Raw genomic sequence first — 14,678 nt, 5'->3', positions numbered from 1 at the left:
CCCGGTTGCTTCCAGATTGCGCTCGCGCCGTTGACCATCCCGCCGCAGGCTCAGGCTTTCATCGTGCCGGTATCCAGCCAGCGCTGGTGCCAGCTCAGCGCCTCGGGCAGCAGGTGCGGGGTGTGCTTGCCGTAGCTCTCCCGGCTGGCGCGGTCGAAGTAATCCTGCAGCTGTGCGCGGAAATCCGGGTGCGCGCAGTTGTCGATCACCACCTGCGCACGTTTGCGTGGCGTCAGCCCACGCAGGTCGGCCAGGCCCTGTTCGGTGACGATCACCGATACATCGTGCTCGGTGTGGTCGACATGGCTGACCATCGGCACGATGGCCGAAATGCTGCCGTTCTTCGCGGTGGACGGGCTGAGGAAGGCCGACAGGAAACCGTTGCGCGCGAAGTCACCAGAACCGCCGATGCCGTTCATGATCCGCGTGCCCATCACGTGGGTCGAATTGACGTTGCCGTACAGGTCCACCTCGATCATGCCGTTCATGCCAATGCAGCCGAGGCGTCGCACCAGTTCCGGATGGTTGGAGATTTCCTGCGTGCGCATGATGATGCGCTCGCGGTAGAAATCGATGTTCTCCTTGAAGGTCTCGTTGGCCTGCGGGCTCAGCGCGAAACCAGTGCACGAGGCGTAGCTCAGCACGCCATCGCGGAGCAGGTCGAGCATGCCGTCCTGGATTACTTCGGTGAACGCGGCCAGGTCGCGGAAGCCGCTCTTGGCCAGCCCGGCCAGCACCGCGTTGGGGATGTTGCCCACCCCGCTCTGCAGTGGCAGCAGGTTGGCCGGCAGGCGCCCCTTGGCCACTTCGTGCTTGAGGAATTCGATCAGGTGCGCGGCGATCTGTTCGCTGGTGGCGTCGATCGGACTGAACGGACTGTTGCGGTCCGGCCCGTTGGTGCGCACCACCGCCACGATCTTGTCCGGGTCGCAGCGCAGCGTGGTCTCACCGATGCGGTCATTGGCCTGCACCAGCGGGATCGGCTTGCGGTGTGGCGGCAGCGCGGTGCCGTAGTAGATGTCATGCATGCCGTCCACGCCGGCCGGCTGCCACTCGTTGACCTCGATGATCACCTTCTTGGCCAGGTCCAGCCAGGTCTTGTTGTTGCCGACCGAGGTGGACGGCACCAGCGAGCCGTCCTCGCGGATGGCCGACACTTCCACCACCGCCGTATCGATATCGCCGTAGAAGCCGAACCACACATGCTGGGCGACGTGGCTGAGGTGGATGTCGATGTAATCCAGCTTGCCTTCGTTGATGCGGTTGCGCGCATCCGGATCGCTCTGGAAGGGCATGCGCATGGCGATGCCATCGGCCTTGGCCAGCGCCCCGTCCAGTTCCGGGGCGGTGGAGGCACCGGTCATCAGGCTGATCTGGAACGGCAGCCCCTGCGCGTGCACCGCTTCGATGCGGCGGGCCAGTTCCACCGGCACCGCCTTGGGGTAACCGGAGCCGGTGAAGCCGCTCATGGCGACGGTTTCACCCGGCTGGATGAGCGCGGCTGCGGCCTCGGCGGAGACCACGCGGTCACGGAGACGCGCGTTGGCGATGCGATCTGCAGGCATGACGACGATGTTTCGTGGGGGAAACCCTGATTATCGGCCAAACCCACCCGTACGGGCCCTGCGACCTTGGTGGGATGGCGCTTCCGGCGTGAAGGCTTCTGTACCCTCCGGTATTGTTTTGCAGTGCAGCGTGCAATGTGGTTTTGCAGTCGGCACGATGGACCTGCATCCCGACGTGGGGGAGGGAGCAGAGCCCGCTGGCAGTTCGCTGCAAGCGGGCTTTTTTACGTCCGCAGCGTACAGCTGAATAGGCGCCCGGCTGCGGTAGTGACGGCCGCTGGCCGTCAGCTCTCGCCTTGGGTGGGTGACGACCGTTGGTCGTCACGCTGCTGCCTGCCGCTGCGCGCGCCGAGCACGGCTCGGCACTACCGCTGCCTCCTTCGGTAGTGACGGCCGCTGGCCGTCAACAGGCCGCAGCGCCCTACAATCCTCCCATGACCCAACCCTTCGCGCCGCTCCCCGACGACCTTGTCCCATTGGCTGACCGTGCCCTTGCGCGCTTGGCCGTCGCATTGGGCACCGCGCCGGACCCCGGCCTGCAACCCTTCCTGCGCCAGCTGGCCGTCGCCAGCGACTTCGCCATCGACACCCTGTGCCGGCAACCTGCCTTGCTGTCGCATCTGGCCCAGGACGGCTGCCCGCCGCTGGCTCCGCCGGTGCTGGAACCGCAGCAGCCGGCCGACTGGCCGGGCCTGCTGCGACGCTACCGCGCGGCGATGTCCACCCGTCTGGTGTGGCGTGACCTGGCCGGGATGGACAGCGTGCAGCAGACCCTGGCCGGGTCCACCGGACTGGCCGAACAGTGCCTGCAGCTGGCGCTGGGCGCGCTGGAAACCGAGTTCGCCAGCCGCCACGGCGTGGTCCGCGATGACGCCGGCAACGCGCAACGGCTGGTGGTGTTCGGGCTGGGCAAACTGGGCGGCGGCGAACTGAATTTCAGTTCCGACGTGGACCTGGTGTACGCCTTCGCGCAGCGCGGTGAATCCGATGGCGCGCGCCCGCTGGATGCCGATGAATACTTCGCCCGGCTCGGCCAGCGGCTGGCCAAACTGCTCGATGACACCACCGCCGATGGCTTCAGCCATCGCGTCGACCTGCGCCTGCGCCCGTTCGGCCGGGCCGGCCGGGTGGCGATGTCGTTCGCGGCGATGGACCAGTATTTCCAGCGCGAAGGCCGCGACTGGGAACGCTATGCCTGGCTGAAGGCGCGCACCGTGGCCGGTGACATCGAAGCGGGCGAGGAGTGGCTGGCGTCGCTGCGCCCGTTCGTATACCGGCGCTACCTGGACTTCACCGCGCTGGATGGACTGCGCGACATGAAGGCGGCGATCACCGCCGAAGTGGCGCGGCGTGACATGCATGAAGACATCAAGCGCGGCGCCGGTGGCATCCGCGAAATCGAGTTCCTGTGCCAGTCGCTGCAGTTGATCCGTGCCGGCCGCGAACCCGTGCTGCGCGAGCGGCGGCTGCTGCATGCGCTGGCCGCCTTGGTGGACGCGGGGCAGATCGCCGCCGAAGACGGGGCGGCGCTGCACGAGGCTTACCTGTTCCTGCGCCGGCTGGAAAACCGGCTGCAGATGCTGCGCGACGCGCAGACCCATACCCTGCCGGCCGATCCGCTGGACCGGCTGCGGATTGCGATCGGGCTGGGCTACCCGGACTTCGACAGCCTGCGCGATGCGTTGGCCGTGCAGCAGCAGCGCGTCAGCACCGAATTCGGTGCGCTGCTGGCCCCGCGCAAGGGCAAGGCCGCGCCGGATGCGGTGGCCAGTTACTGGCGCGGCCTGCCCGAACACGGCGACGCGCAACTGCTGGTGGAAGCCGGCTTCGCCGATGCCCACGGCGCCGACCAGATGCTGCGTGATTTCGCGCAGTCTTCCGGGGTGAAGTCACTGTCCGATGGCGCGCGCACGCGACTGGACCGCGTGCTGCCGGCGCTGCTGCATGCCGCTACCCGGTCACCGCAGCCCGATGCCGCGCTCAAGCGCGTGCTGGGCCTGCTGCAGGCGATCCTGCGCCGCACCAGCTACCTGGCGCTGCTGGACGAACAACCCAGTTCGATGGCGCGGCTGGTTGACGTGCTGGCACGCAGCGCGCTGCTGGCCGAACGGCTGGAAGCCTACCCGCTGCTGCTGGATGAACTGCTGGACGTGCGCGTGTCCGGGCCGCTGCCCAGCCGTGAGGAAATGCAGGCCGAGTGCGCACAGGTGCTGGCGGTGGAAGACCCCGAATCGGCGCTGCGCTGGCTCAACGAGATCCGCCTGGCACTGAGCTTCCGCCTGGCGATGGCCAGCCTGGATGGCCGCCAGGGTGCGGTGGACAGCACCCGCCAGCTGGCCGAACTGGCGCAGGTGGTGGTGGATGTCGTGCTACAGCTGGCACAGGCGGACATGCGCCGCGCACACGGTGACATCCGCGGCGGGCGCTTTGCGATCATCGGTTACGGCAGCCTGGGCGGGCTGGAACTGGGCTTCGGGTCGGACCTGGATCTGGTGTTCCTGCACGACAATCCCGCCGACGTGGAGGCCAGCGATGGCGCCCGTCCGCTGGAGCCCGGGCGCTGGTACGCCCGGCTTGCGCAGAAGGTGATGGCCCTGCTGGGCGCGGTGACCGCCGGCGGACGGCTGTATGACATCGACGTGCGGCTGCGCCCGGATGGTGGCAAGGGCGCGCTGGTGTCATCGCTGGCCAGCTACCGCGAATACCAGCGCGAACGCGCATGGACCTGGGAACACCAGGCGCTGGTGCGCGCGCGCGGCGTGGCCGGTGATGCCGGCCTGCTGGAAGCCTTTGAAGACGTACGTGCGCAGACGGCGGGCCGCGCGCGTGACCGCCAGGTGCTGCACGCGGACATCGTCAAGATGCGCCAGCGCATGCGCGCCGAACTGGACCGCAGCGATGCTGCGCGGATGGACCTCAAGCAGGGCGCGGGCGGCGTGGTGGACCTGGAGTTCCTGCTGCAGGCCGGCGTGTTGGGGGCAGCGTCCGCGCATCCGGCGCTGCTTGCACCCCGTGATACGCGGGGGCTGATCGAGGCACTGGCTGCCAGCGGCTGGCTGCCGTGCGAACGGGCCACTGCACTGCAGGCCGCGCACGCCACCCTGCTGGAGTTGGGACTGGCTTGTACGCTGGACCGCCGCCCGCGCATGGCCGCGCCGAGTGATGCGCTGGAACAGGCACGCGCGAGCATCAGCGCCGCGTGCGTGGAAGCAGGCCTCCCGTTCGACGCCTGATGCCGGGGTGATGACGGCCGTTGGTGGGTGGCGACCAAGGTCGCCACTACGGCGCCCGGCTCTGGTGGGTGACGACCGTTGGTCGTCACGCTGTTGCCTGCCGCTGCGCTCGCCGAGCACGGCTCGGCGCTACCGGGTTACCTCGCGCCGTGCACCGGCGCCATCTTCCACAACAACGCACGGAACGGGGCCAGCAGGCACACGCCGATCGCCAGCTTCACCGCCAGGTCGCCCAGCGCCCAGCTCATCCACGGCAGCGTCGAACCGGCAAACGCGATGCTCCAGAAGATCGCGGTATCCACCGTGGCACTGCAGGTGGTGGCCACCATCGGCGCGCGCCACCAGCTGCCCCGACGCAGCCGGTCGAACACGGTGATGTCCAGCAGCTGCGCCACGATGAACGCCGAACAGGACGCCACCGCGATGCGCGGCGTAGCCACCCAGAACGACAGCACCACCGCCAGCGCGAAGCCGGCCCACGCCACCCGGCGGGCCGGGCCCGGGCCGAAGCGGCGATTGATCAGGTTGCTCACCAGGAACGCGACCGGATAGCTGAAGGCACCCCAGGTCAGCCAGTCGTTGATCGGGTACTGCACCAGCACGTTCGAACCCAGCACCACCGCGCCCATCGCCAGCACCGCCAGCAGCAGCGCGCGCAGGGTCATCGGGGCAAACACAGGGGCAGGACGCACAGGCATGGCGAGCCACGGATTCAAAGGAAGACGCGCATTATCCGCCCGGGCAGGGCACGCGGCCAACCGGGCGCGTTCAGCCGGCAGCCATTACCAGGTGGTGCTGGTGCTGTCTGCCGCGGCGTAGGCAGTAGGTACGTAGGCCAGCTGGCGGCCGGCGGCATCGTGGATGTTCCAGCCGGCCCCGGCCGGGGTCGGCACGAAGGCCACCGTCTGCCCGACTACGAAGCCCGCACCGGGATCATCCGCGCGCGCCGGCCATTCCAGGGTGGCGGTCTGGTCGTTCTTGCCCGGTACCTGCAGCTGCACGGTGCGGCCGCCTTCGGTGTTGGTGGTGACCGCTTTGACTTCCATTTCCGGCAGCGGCTTGGCCGGCACCCGCTTGGCGGCGTTGCGCTTCGCGCTGGCCTTGAACGGGGCGGCGGACAGTTCGGCCAGGCCCACCGACGCGGCGAACGGCACCGATACGGTGAACACGATGGAGATCAGCATCGTGGTTTCGCTGCTGTTGAGGTCGCCGGCGCGTGCAGGCGGGGCCAGCAGCGACGAAGCGAGGATCAGGGCAAGGGCCGGCGTGGCAAAGGAACGGGACATGCGTGTCTCCTGCGGAAAAGGGGTCAGGGCGTAGCGGCCGTGGCACCGGCCACGGGAACATGCGGAATGGAAAGTTCCTGCGGCAGCTGCTGGCGTGCGCGCAGGAAGTCGAACACCGATTCCACGGTCACCACCGAATAGTTGCCGGACACGCGCTCGGCCAGCGGATGGTCGGTGGTAGTGGCATTGGCCACCGCCACGCGCGCACCCACGCGCTTGCCCAAGCTGATATGCAGCACGCTGGGCAGGTAACCGTTGGCGAGCAGCCACTGCTGCACCTGGGCGCGATCCTGCAAGGGTGCGGCACCATCGGTGCTGGCCATCGCGGCGGCCAGCACCTCCAGCACCCAGCCGTTGGAGTTCTGGAAATCGGTTCGGTATGGATAGGCCACCACGTTGTAGCGTGGTTCGTGCAAGGCGTGCGCGGCGGTGGCCGGCGACTGCAGCATCGCCTTCAGGCGGGCCGCCAGTGCGGGCTCCAGCAGGCCGATGCGTAGATCGGTATGGCCACCGGTTTCGCCGATGAAGTTGGCCAGCCCTTCGTAGTACAGAAGCGAGCGGTCGGTCTTGCAGCGGTTGAGCAGGTGCACCGCGCGCCAGCGCCCGTCGTCGTCGCGCAGCAGGATGGCCAGGTGACTGTGGCGCAGGCCGTAACGGCTGAGGTCCTGTCCGCCGCGCGCGGCGATCACCACGTCCACGTCGGGCAGGGTGTCCAGGCGCTCGGCGGTGGTCCAGGCCACGTCGAACATCGCCGCCTCGGCGGCGGGGGTGGGATAGCGTTCGCGGCAGGTGCCGCTGTCGGCCCGGGCGGTGGCCGGAGCGAGCAGCAGGAGCAGGGCGAGGGATAAGAAAGGACGGTCCATGTCGAGGGCATCATAGACTGAAGCAGGTGGCGCGGAGCCGTGCTCGGTGGGTGCAGTGCTGACGGCGTGACGACCAACGGTCGTCACCCACCGGGTCTTCGGTAGTGACGGCTGTGGTGGGTGATGACCGTTGGTCGTCACGCTGCGCTGCGCTCGCCGAGCATGGCTCGGCGCTACCCACGTCACAGGCCCAGGCGCTGCTTCACTTCGGCGGCTACGCGCGTGGTCTCACGCAGCGGTTCGATGGGCCCGTGGTCCCAGTCCAGCCAGCGCGGCTGCAGCCGGCCGCGTTCGTGCAGCGCCTGCTGGAAGTGCTGCATGCGGCCCTGCGCGGTGGCCGCCAGCGCCACCATCACCGGCGCGCGCGTGGCGCTGGCTTCGGACAGCAGATTCACCGAATCCGGTGATACCACCACCCGGTCGGCCCAGCCCAGCAGCCCGGCATACGGATTCACCCCGTCGCCGCCATCGCCCCAGATCACGTTGGGGATGTCGGCGAAGGTGTCACGCAGCGCATCGGACAGTGCCGGCGGCGTGCGCCGCGACGTGGTCGCCAGCAGGCTGCCACCCTCTGCGCGGATCTGCGCGGCGAGCTGCGCGAACACCCCGCGCATGTCCTGTTCGTCCCATGCCGCATGGGCGGTCGGCCCGCCCACCAGCAGCGCGGTGCGCGGGCCGGGCAGGCTGCGGAAATCGGCAAAGGCGGCGCGCCCCAGCGTCAGCCAGTCATCATCCACCGGGTTCAGGCTGCCCAGCAGGGTCAGCACGTTGCCGCCACGCAGGCGGTCATGTTCGGGCACGATCACCAGGTCCCAGTGGCGCGCGCTGATGCGCGGATCCAGGATCTGCACCACCCGGCTTCCCCGCGCACGCAGCACCCGCAATGCCCCGGCGGCCTGTCGGCCACAGCCTATTGCCAGCGTCGGGGGAGTCTCGGCCAGCGCCGCGAATGCCTCGCCGTACCCGTGCCGGATGTCACCGGGCAGGCGCCGGGGCGACAGCCAGCGCCAGGGCGCCTGCGGCACCAGCATCAGGGGTTGGTGGGTGCCCAGACGCAGCGCGCCGGCCAGCGCCACGGCCTGCCGGACGTTGCCGGCGCGGCCATCGGTAATCGTCGAGGGCGCACTCGATCGTTTCACGATTGGCATTAATTCGTTTCAGCCCTGCTGGGTGTTGCAACAGACGCGACACTCTACACTGCCCCGCATGGACCCGGCTGCAGGCCTGTTGGCAGGCAGCACCGGGCTGACGCTCTTTACCTGGAGGATGCATGTCGCACGAACTCGACGCTGCCGCGCTTGACCAGTTGTTCCGCACTGCCCGCACCGCGAATGACTTCCACGACAAGCCGGTGGACGAATCCACGCTGCGCGCGCTGTACGACCTGGTGAAGTTCGGCCCGACCTCGGCCAATTCCAGCCCGGCCCGTTTCGTGTTCGTCACCTCGAAGGAAGGCAAGGCCAAGCTGGCCCCGGCGCTGTCCGAAGGTAACCTGGCCAAGACGATGGCCGCCCCGGTCACGGTGATCATCGCCCACGACCTGGACTTCCACGAAAAGCTGCCCTACCTGTTCCCGCACACCGATGCCAAGGCGTGGTTCGACGGCCCGCAGGAAAACCGCCAGAAGCCGGCCTTCCTCAACGGCAGCCTGCAGGGCGCGTACCTGATCCTGGCCGCACGCGCGCTGGGCCTGGACGCCGGCCCGATGACCGGTTTCGATCCGGCCAAGGTGGATGAGGCGTTCTTCGCCGGCACCTCGCTGCGCAGCAACTTCCTGGTGAACCTGGGCTACGGCGACACCGCCGGCCTGTTCCCGCGTTCGCCGCGCCTGTCCTTCGACGAAGCCGCTCGCATCGTCTGAACCGTGTTTATGTTTGAATCGGCCGGTCCCGTGGACGGGTCGATGTTTGCAGTCCATTCCCTTAGCGAAACAATCGAGAGAGAGTCCTGAACATGACCAAGACCACCAAGCTGCTGCTGCCGCTGGCCCTGACCCTGGCGATCGCCGCCTGCTCCAAGCCGGCCGACGAAGCCACCCCGGCCGCCGATGCCGCCGCGACCCCGGCCACGACCGAACCGGCCGCCACCCCGGCTGCTGATGCCGCCGCTGCCGCTCCGGCTGCCGAGGCGATCCAGATCGCTTCGGGCACCTACAAGCTGGACCCGAGCCACACCGACGTGCTGGCGCAGTGGAGCCACTTCGGCTTCTCCAACCCGACCGCGCACTTCGGCAGCGCCGAAGGCACCCTGGTGTATGACGCGGCCGACGTGACCAAGTCCACCGTGGAAGTGAAGCTGCCGCTGTCCGGCCTGAACAGCTTCACCGCCAAGTTCGACGAGCATCTGAAGAGCGCCGACTTCTTCGACGCGGCCAAGTTCCCGGCGGCTTCGTTCAAGAGCACCAAGGTGGAATCGGCCGGCACCAACAAGCTGACCGTGACCGGCGACCTGACCATCAAGGACCAGACCAAGCCGGTCACCCTGGACGTCACCATCAATGGCGGCGGCGAGCACCCGATGGCCAAGGTGCCGGCGGCGGGCTTCGATGCCACCACCACCATCAAGCGCAGCGATTTCGGCGTCGGCGCGTACGCCCCGAACGTCAGCGATGAAGTGAAGATCCGCATCACCACCGAAGCCACCGGCGAAAAGCCGGCTGCCTGATCCACGGTGCGTTGAATGAAAAAACCCGCCGGCGACGGCGGGTTTTTTTTTGCGGGCAATCACCCCAACTGCGTCTGCATCCAGCGGTCGGCCACGGCGATCGGGGTCAGCCGCGGGGTGATCTTCAACGACAGTGCCCGCACGAAATCCTGCGCGGCGCGGCCGTACGCCTGGCGCGCGATCAACGCCGCCTGTTTGGCACTGGCCTGCTGCTTGCGCAGCTGCACCAGGTGGATGGAAGGACGGCCCGGCGGGGCGAATTTCTGGTCGCGGCGCAGCATGTCAGCCACCAGGCCGACATCGGCATCGGCCTTCAGCGCCAGCTGGCGGGTTGCCAGCAGCTCGCGCAGCGTGGGGCGCAGTGCGCCGGCCTCGCCATGGGGGGCGAGCACGGTGTCAAAGGCGGAAGGGTCGGTCTGCAGGCGCGAAAGCGCCGCGGCGACGGTGGCAGCAAAGAGGTCGGTCATGCGGCCATTATCGCGTCAATTCGGTAGCGACGGCCGCTGGCCGTCAAAAGGCGCAATGACGGCCAGCGGCCGTCACTACCGGACCGACGATTGCCGCTCCTGGTGGGTGACGCCCGTTGGTCGTCACGCCCTTGCTTTGGAGTTTCAGTCGCCGTCAGTCTCGTCCGCGTGCGCTTTCCAGTACCCGGTGGACCGGATCCAGTCGCGCGGCACCGCATGGTGGCCTTCGAAGAACTTGCGCATCATCCGCGCGCGGCGTGATTCGGTGGCGATCCAATAGAACACATCGCCCTCCGGCGCCTCGAAGTCCACCAGCGCGTCTTCCAGCAGCGAACTGCTTGCGGCCGGGAACCCATTGCGCTCCAGCCACTGGATGCGCACGTTGTCACCCTGCGGCAGGTCCTGGCGCTCGGCCTCGTCGGCCACTTCGATCAGCACCTGCACTTCGGCTTCTTCCGGCAGGATCTCCAGCCAGCGGGCAATCGCCGGCAGCGCGGTTTCATCGCCGATCAGCACATAGCCATCGTAATCATCGGCCACCTGGAACGAACCACGCGGACCGCCAACCGCCAGCGTATCGCCCGGCTGCGCGCGTGCGGCCCACGGGCCGGCCACGCCGTGGTCGCCGTGCAGCACGAAGTCGATCGCCAGCTCGCCAGCCTCGTGGTCCCAGCCGCGCGGGGTGTAATCGCGGGCGGGCGAAGGTTCCTTGCCTTCCGGGTAACGCGGGCCTTCGGGGGTCATGGTCGGCAGCACCATCTCGCCGCTGCGGTTGGGGAAAAACAGCTTGATGTGGTCATCCGGGCCGGGTGAATCAAAGCCGGCCAGGTCGGCGCCACCCAGCACCACGCGGCGCATGTTCGGAGTGACTTCTTCGGTGCGCAGCACGGTCAGTTCGCGGAAGCGGACATCCAGGCGCAGGCGCTTGTTTTCATGGGAAGACATAGGGGATTCCTGAAGAGGGAGGGGGCGCGACAGGCGCGGGGCGACCGGGCTGGCTCAGGCGGGCGGGGTCGCAGGTTCGGGGGATTCGGCCGGCGCAGGCGGCTGGCCGTTCAACAGCGCGGCCGCCTGCAGCAGCAGGGCGGACACCTGGGTGGTTTCGCCTTCCTGCCAGCGTCCGTGGTGGCGCACCAGCGCACTCTTGAACTGGCGCAGGGCATCGCGCAGGTCCGGCGGCATGTCGGCCTTGGCGATCTCGCGGGCACGGTGCCAGGCGCGGTGCTGGGCGGCTTTCACTTCATCGCGGCGGGCCAGCAGTTCGGCGCGGCCGCTGTCGGTGATGCGGAAGCGGCGGCGCCCGGCGTCGTCTTCGGCGAGCACCCAGCCGGCCTGTTCGAAGCTGGCCAGCAGCGGATACATGGTGCCAGCGCTGGGCGTGTAGGCGCGCACGAACAGCTCGCTGACGTGCTGGATGAGTTCGTAGCCGTGGCGGGGTTGATCGCCGAGCAGCGCCAGCACCAGCAGGCGCAGGTCACCGCGGCTGAGCAGGCGGGTGGTGGCGGGGGCGGGGCGCGGCGGGGTCATTTCGATATATCGGTATCGGGTTGCGAAACGATATATCGATAGGGGATTGGGTGCAAGGGGTGGGGCTGTGACGACCAACGGTCGTCACTACCGGGTGTGCTGGCTTACAGTTCGCCGTTGGCTACTTTGTGCTGGATCACGGACAGGTAGTTGTCCAGTTCTTCCTGGGAGGCGAAGACCTCTTCCACCGGGACTGCCTTGACCAGCTCGAACACCTTGCGCACGCCCGGGCGGGGCTGCATCACCAGCAGGCGGCCGGCGTGCGGGTGCAGGGCCTTGCGGGCGCGGAAGATGGATCGCAGCCCGGCGCTGGATATGTACTCCAGCCCGGCCAGGTTGAGTTCCAGGATGTGGGTGCCATCGTGCAGCAGCGGCGCCAGTGCGGCGTCCAGTTCGGCATGGGTGCTGCCATCGAGCCAGCCGGACACGAACACGCGCTGGTACGGGCTGTCACCGGGATCGATTCGCAGGGTCAGGCGGGACATGGGCAACTACTCCGTACGCGCTGCCGGCGGCAGCAGCAGAAGATGGACGTGATTGCTGCCATCGCGACGGCAGTACTCGATGTGGTCGCTCAGCGAGCGCACCAGGTGCAGGCCCCAGCCCCCGATGGCGCGGCGTTCCATCGCCTCGTCCAGGTCTGGTACGGGCGCAACGGTGGGGTCGAATGCCTGCCCGTCATCGCGCACGTCCAGTGCGAGGCCATCCTCATCCAGGGTCGCGAGGACGTCGAGAGTCACATCCGACACAACGCGCTGATACGCCATGGCATTGGTGCCCAGCTCTTCCACGATCAGCCGCGCCAGGCCGATGCGTGTGCTGTCCAGGTGCATCCCGTGCAATCCCGCCACCAGCCGCTGCAGCAGGTAGGCCAGCCCATCGGGGGTGGCCGCCGCACGCAGCCGCAGCGGTGCCGCCAGCGCCTGCCGCCCCACGCTGACCAGCGCCAGGTCGTCCGGGTTGCCGGCGCCTTCGCAGAACGCGTGAAGGGTATCCACCACGCGGGCGCAGACGCGGCGGTCATCGGGCTCGGCCGCCAGCACCTCGCGCAGCCCCTCCAGCCCGAACCAGCGCTGGCGCGGACACTGCGCCTCGCTGATGCCATCGGTATAGGCCAGCAGGTAATCGCCCGGCGCCAACAGCCCGCGCGCGCACGGGTAGCCGGCATCGGCGCTGATGCCCAGCGCCGGGCCGCTGTGCATCGCCTGCACCCGCACGCGGCCATCGGCCTGGCGCAGCAGCGGCGATTCATGCCCGGCGCTGGCCAGTTCGAAGCGGCCACTGGCTACATCCACCACCCCGCACAACACCGTGGCGAACATGCAGGCCTGGTTGCGCTCGGCGATATGCCGCCCGGCTTCGGCCAGGATGGTCGGCGGATGGCGATGGCGCAGCATCGAAGCTTCCAGCACGGTCAGTACGCGGGTCATGAACAAGGCCGCCGGCACGCCGTTGCCGGATACATCGCCGATGACGAAGCACAGCGTGGTGCGGTCCAGCTGGGCGATGTGCTGGAAATCCCCGCCGACCTCACGCGCGGGTACCAGCAGCGCCGCACTGCGCAGCTGGAAGCCATCGGCCTGCAGGCGCGGCGGTGGCGCCAGCATGCCCTGCTGGATGCCATGGGCGATGCGCATTTCGCTTTCGGTGCGTTCGCGCGCGCTGGCCATCCGCGCGATGGTGTCCATCTGCTGCAGGATGGAACGGCGCGCACTTTCGAATGAGCGGGCCATCTCGCCAACCTCATCATCGTGGCGTGGTACCGGCAGCGGTTCGTGGAACTGGCCGGCACTGAAACGGCGTGCGGCCGCGGTGAGCGCTTCCATCGGCTGCAGCAGCCGCAGCGCATGGCGGCGCACCAGCAGCAGCCACACCGCCACGCCCAGCAAGCCCAGCCCGATTGCCCAATGCGCCACGCGGCGCAGGTCTGCCAGCAGCAGCGCACGGTCCGCCGACAGCACCACCTGCCAGCCGGGCTGCTGCAACGGGGCGACCCGGCTGAGGAAGCGCGTGCCGTCGCTGCCGCGGTGTTCCAGCCCGCGCTCTGGCTGGAGCAGGGGGCGGCGCAGGTCGAACAGCGGCGCCAGGTCCGGACGCAGCTGCAGGTACTGCTGCAAGGACATCCCCGGCTCGATTTCCGGCACCGAACTGAGCACCACGCGGTGGTCCGGGCCGAGCAGGGTGGCGCGCAGGCCGACGCTGCGCGGCAGTTCGCCCAGATCCTGCTGCAGCCGTGCCAGTGGCACGTCCACGCTGACCAGCCCGGCCGGCAGCAGCTCGCCGGCCAGCCGCAGCGGATTGCTGTAGGTGATGAACAGGCGCCCTTCGGCCTGCGGGTTGGTGTACGGCGCCGACCACCACGGGCCACTGGCGCGCAGCGCATCGCGGTACCAACTGCGCTGGTGCGTATCAAAGCCCAGCTGGCCGCTGCAGGACTGGTGCACGCTGCCATCGTGCAGCATGTCATTGCACGCGTAGCCATCGGGCAGGCCGGCCACGCGGTCCGGTTCGATGATCACCGTGGCCCCGTCCACGTTGGGGTCGGCCACCACCGCCGCGCGCAGCAGGCCATCCAGCTGGATGGCATCGAAGGCCTGGCGGCCCAGCGGGGACAGCAGCATATCGCCGGTGATTTCCGCCGAACGCAGCGAATTGCCCAGGCTGCGGGCGGTCTGGTCGGCCAGCGAGCGCAGCTGTTCGGTGGCCTGCTGGTGCACCAGCGTTCGCGCACCCAGATAGAACAGTGTCACCAGCAGCAGCAACAATGCGGCCTGCACGAGGCTTGACCACAGCATCAGCCGCGTGCGCAGGCTGCGGCCAGCGGGTCGGGTGGGGGCAAGCGGCGTAGGGCGACCAACCACGGCGTGATCCTTGGTTTTCCGTCCCGGATCAATGGCATGGCCGGGGCCGGCCGGGCAAGGAACAGGTTCCGCCGCGCGCGTAACACCTTGGAAACATTGGCCGGGACAACTTCGGACAGTCCGCAGGGACACAGGCCATTTACGACCATACGCAGGCGTAGCCAAGTGATGGAAGCCACTGGTGCGCTACACTTTGCGGTCTAGAAATCAAT

General features: G+C 68.4%; 13 protein-coding genes. 3 read left to right on the top strand and 10 right to left on the bottom strand.

Features of this window, described 5'->3' with window-relative positions:
• Window positions 1–50 precede the first annotated feature (50 nt).
• On the bottom strand, window positions 51–1,565 hold the full coding sequence (locus H9654_RS11060; RefSeq protein ID WP_191770876.1) for an acetyl-CoA hydrolase/transferase family protein: 1,515 nt from the start codon (window positions 1,563–1,565) through the stop codon (window positions 51–53).
• 434 nt (window positions 1,566–1,999) lie between these two features.
• Here H9654_RS11060 and glnE point away from each other — a divergent pair, with 434 nt between their 5' ends.
• Complete coding sequence (gene glnE / locus H9654_RS11055; RefSeq protein ID WP_191770875.1) at window positions 2,000–4,798, top strand: bifunctional [glutamate--ammonia ligase]-adenylyl-L-tyrosine phosphorylase/[glutamate--ammonia-ligase] adenylyltransferase; 2,799 nt, start codon at window positions 2,000–2,002, stop codon at window positions 4,796–4,798.
• Between the two features lie 137 nt (window positions 4,799–4,935).
• Here glnE and H9654_RS11050 read toward each other — a convergent pair whose 3' ends face one another.
• From H9654_RS11050 to H9654_RS11035, 4 genes are all read right to left on the bottom strand, one after another.
• Entirely contained in the window at window positions 4,936–5,496 is a 561-nt protein-coding gene (locus H9654_RS11050) for a queuosine precursor transporter (RefSeq protein ID WP_182657266.1), read from the bottom strand.
• Window positions 5,497–5,580: 84 nt separating this feature from the next.
• Window positions 5,581–6,084, bottom strand: a complete 504-nt coding sequence (locus H9654_RS11045) for a hypothetical protein (protein WP_191770874.1) — start codon at window positions 6,082–6,084, stop codon at window positions 5,581–5,583.
• A 23-nt stretch (window positions 6,085–6,107) separates the two neighbouring features.
• Entirely contained in the window at window positions 6,108–6,947 is an 840-nt protein-coding gene (locus H9654_RS11040; RefSeq protein ID WP_191770873.1) for a DUF2145 domain-containing protein, read from the bottom strand.
• Window positions 6,948–7,129: 182 nt separating this feature from the next.
• Window positions 7,130–8,089 carry a mitochondrial fission ELM1 family protein gene (locus tag H9654_RS11035; protein WP_191770915.1) on the bottom strand — a complete coding sequence of 320 codons (960 nt, stop codon included), beginning with the start codon at window positions 8,087–8,089 and terminating at the stop codon, window positions 7,130–7,132.
• 128 nt (window positions 8,090–8,217) lie between these two features.
• Here H9654_RS11035 and H9654_RS11030 point away from each other — a divergent pair, with 128 nt between their 5' ends.
• Window positions 8,218–8,808: a malonic semialdehyde reductase gene (locus H9654_RS11030; RefSeq protein WP_101098688.1), complete on the top strand. Its 591-nt coding sequence runs from the start codon at window positions 8,218–8,220 to the stop codon at window positions 8,806–8,808.
• A 92-nt stretch (window positions 8,809–8,900) separates the two neighbouring features.
• Window positions 8,901–9,611, top strand: coding sequence for a YceI family protein (locus H9654_RS11025; RefSeq protein ID WP_191770872.1), 711 nt, complete (start codon window positions 8,901–8,903; stop codon window positions 9,609–9,611).
• Between the two features lie 59 nt (window positions 9,612–9,670).
• Here H9654_RS11025 and H9654_RS11020 read toward each other — a convergent pair whose 3' ends face one another.
• The 5 genes from H9654_RS11020 to H9654_RS11000 form a co-directional block, all read right to left on the bottom strand.
• Window positions 9,671–10,078 (bottom strand): hypothetical protein, encoded by a 408-nt coding sequence (locus tag H9654_RS11020; RefSeq protein ID WP_191770871.1) that lies wholly within the window; start codon window positions 10,076–10,078, stop codon window positions 9,671–9,673.
• A 144-nt stretch (window positions 10,079–10,222) separates the two neighbouring features.
• A complete protein-coding gene (locus tag H9654_RS11015) occupies window positions 10,223–11,023 on the bottom strand; it encodes a siderophore-interacting protein (RefSeq protein WP_191770870.1) in 801 nt (266 codons plus the stop codon).
• Window positions 11,024–11,077: 54 nt separating this feature from the next.
• Complete coding sequence (locus tag H9654_RS11010) at window positions 11,078–11,605, bottom strand: PadR family transcriptional regulator (RefSeq protein ID WP_191770869.1); 528 nt, start codon at window positions 11,603–11,605, stop codon at window positions 11,078–11,080.
• A 104-nt stretch (window positions 11,606–11,709) separates the two neighbouring features.
• Window positions 11,710–12,090: an STAS domain-containing protein gene (locus H9654_RS11005; RefSeq protein WP_191770868.1), complete on the bottom strand. Its 381-nt coding sequence runs from the start codon at window positions 12,088–12,090 to the stop codon at window positions 11,710–11,712.
• A 6-nt stretch (window positions 12,091–12,096) separates the two neighbouring features.
• Window positions 12,097–14,466, bottom strand: coding sequence for a SpoIIE family protein phosphatase (locus tag H9654_RS11000; protein WP_191770867.1), 2,370 nt, complete (start codon window positions 14,464–14,466; stop codon window positions 12,097–12,099).
• Between the last annotated feature and the right edge of the window lie 212 nt (window positions 14,467–14,678).

It is taken from the genome of Stenotrophomonas lacuserhaii, from assembly GCF_014836545.1.
Taxonomy (GTDB): domain Bacteria; phylum Pseudomonadota; class Gammaproteobacteria; order Xanthomonadales; family Xanthomonadaceae; genus Stenotrophomonas; species Stenotrophomonas lacuserhaii.
This window is presented reverse-complemented; position numbering and strand designations above follow the sequence as displayed.

Bases quoted from the DNA above. Each gene is read 5' to 3' on its own strand.
- glnE (WP_191770875.1), top strand. From the start codon at position 2,000: ATGACCCAACCCTTCGCGCCGCTCCCCGACGACCTTGTCCCATTGGCT.
- H9654_RS11015 (WP_191770870.1), bottom strand. From the start codon at position 11,023: ATGTCTTCCCATGAAAACAAGCGCCTGCGCCTGGATGTCCGCTTCCGC.
- H9654_RS11020 (WP_191770871.1), bottom strand. From the start codon at position 10,078: ATGACCGACCTCTTTGCTGCCACCGTCGCCGCGGCGCTTTCGCGCCTG.
- H9654_RS11010 (WP_191770869.1), bottom strand. From the start codon at position 11,605: ATGACCCCGCCGCGCCCCGCCCCCGCCACCACCCGCCTGCTCAGCCGC.
- H9654_RS11030 (WP_101098688.1), top strand. From the start codon at position 8,218: ATGTCGCACGAACTCGACGCTGCCGCGCTTGACCAGTTGTTCCGCACT.
- H9654_RS11005 (WP_191770868.1), bottom strand. From the start codon at position 12,090: ATGTCCCGCCTGACCCTGCGAATCGATCCCGGTGACAGCCCGTACCAG.
- H9654_RS11025 (WP_191770872.1), top strand. From the start codon at position 8,901: ATGACCAAGACCACCAAGCTGCTGCTGCCGCTGGCCCTGACCCTGGCG.
- H9654_RS11040 (WP_191770873.1), bottom strand. From the start codon at position 6,947: ATGGACCGTCCTTTCTTATCCCTCGCCCTGCTCCTGCTGCTCGCTCCG.
- H9654_RS11060 (WP_191770876.1), bottom strand. From the start codon at position 1,565: ATGCCTGCAGATCGCATCGCCAACGCGCGTCTCCGTGACCGCGTGGTC.
- H9654_RS11050 (WP_182657266.1), bottom strand. From the start codon at position 5,496: ATGCCTGTGCGTCCTGCCCCTGTGTTTGCCCCGATGACCCTGCGCGCG.
- H9654_RS11045 (WP_191770874.1), bottom strand. From the start codon at position 6,084: ATGTCCCGTTCCTTTGCCACGCCGGCCCTTGCCCTGATCCTCGCTTCG.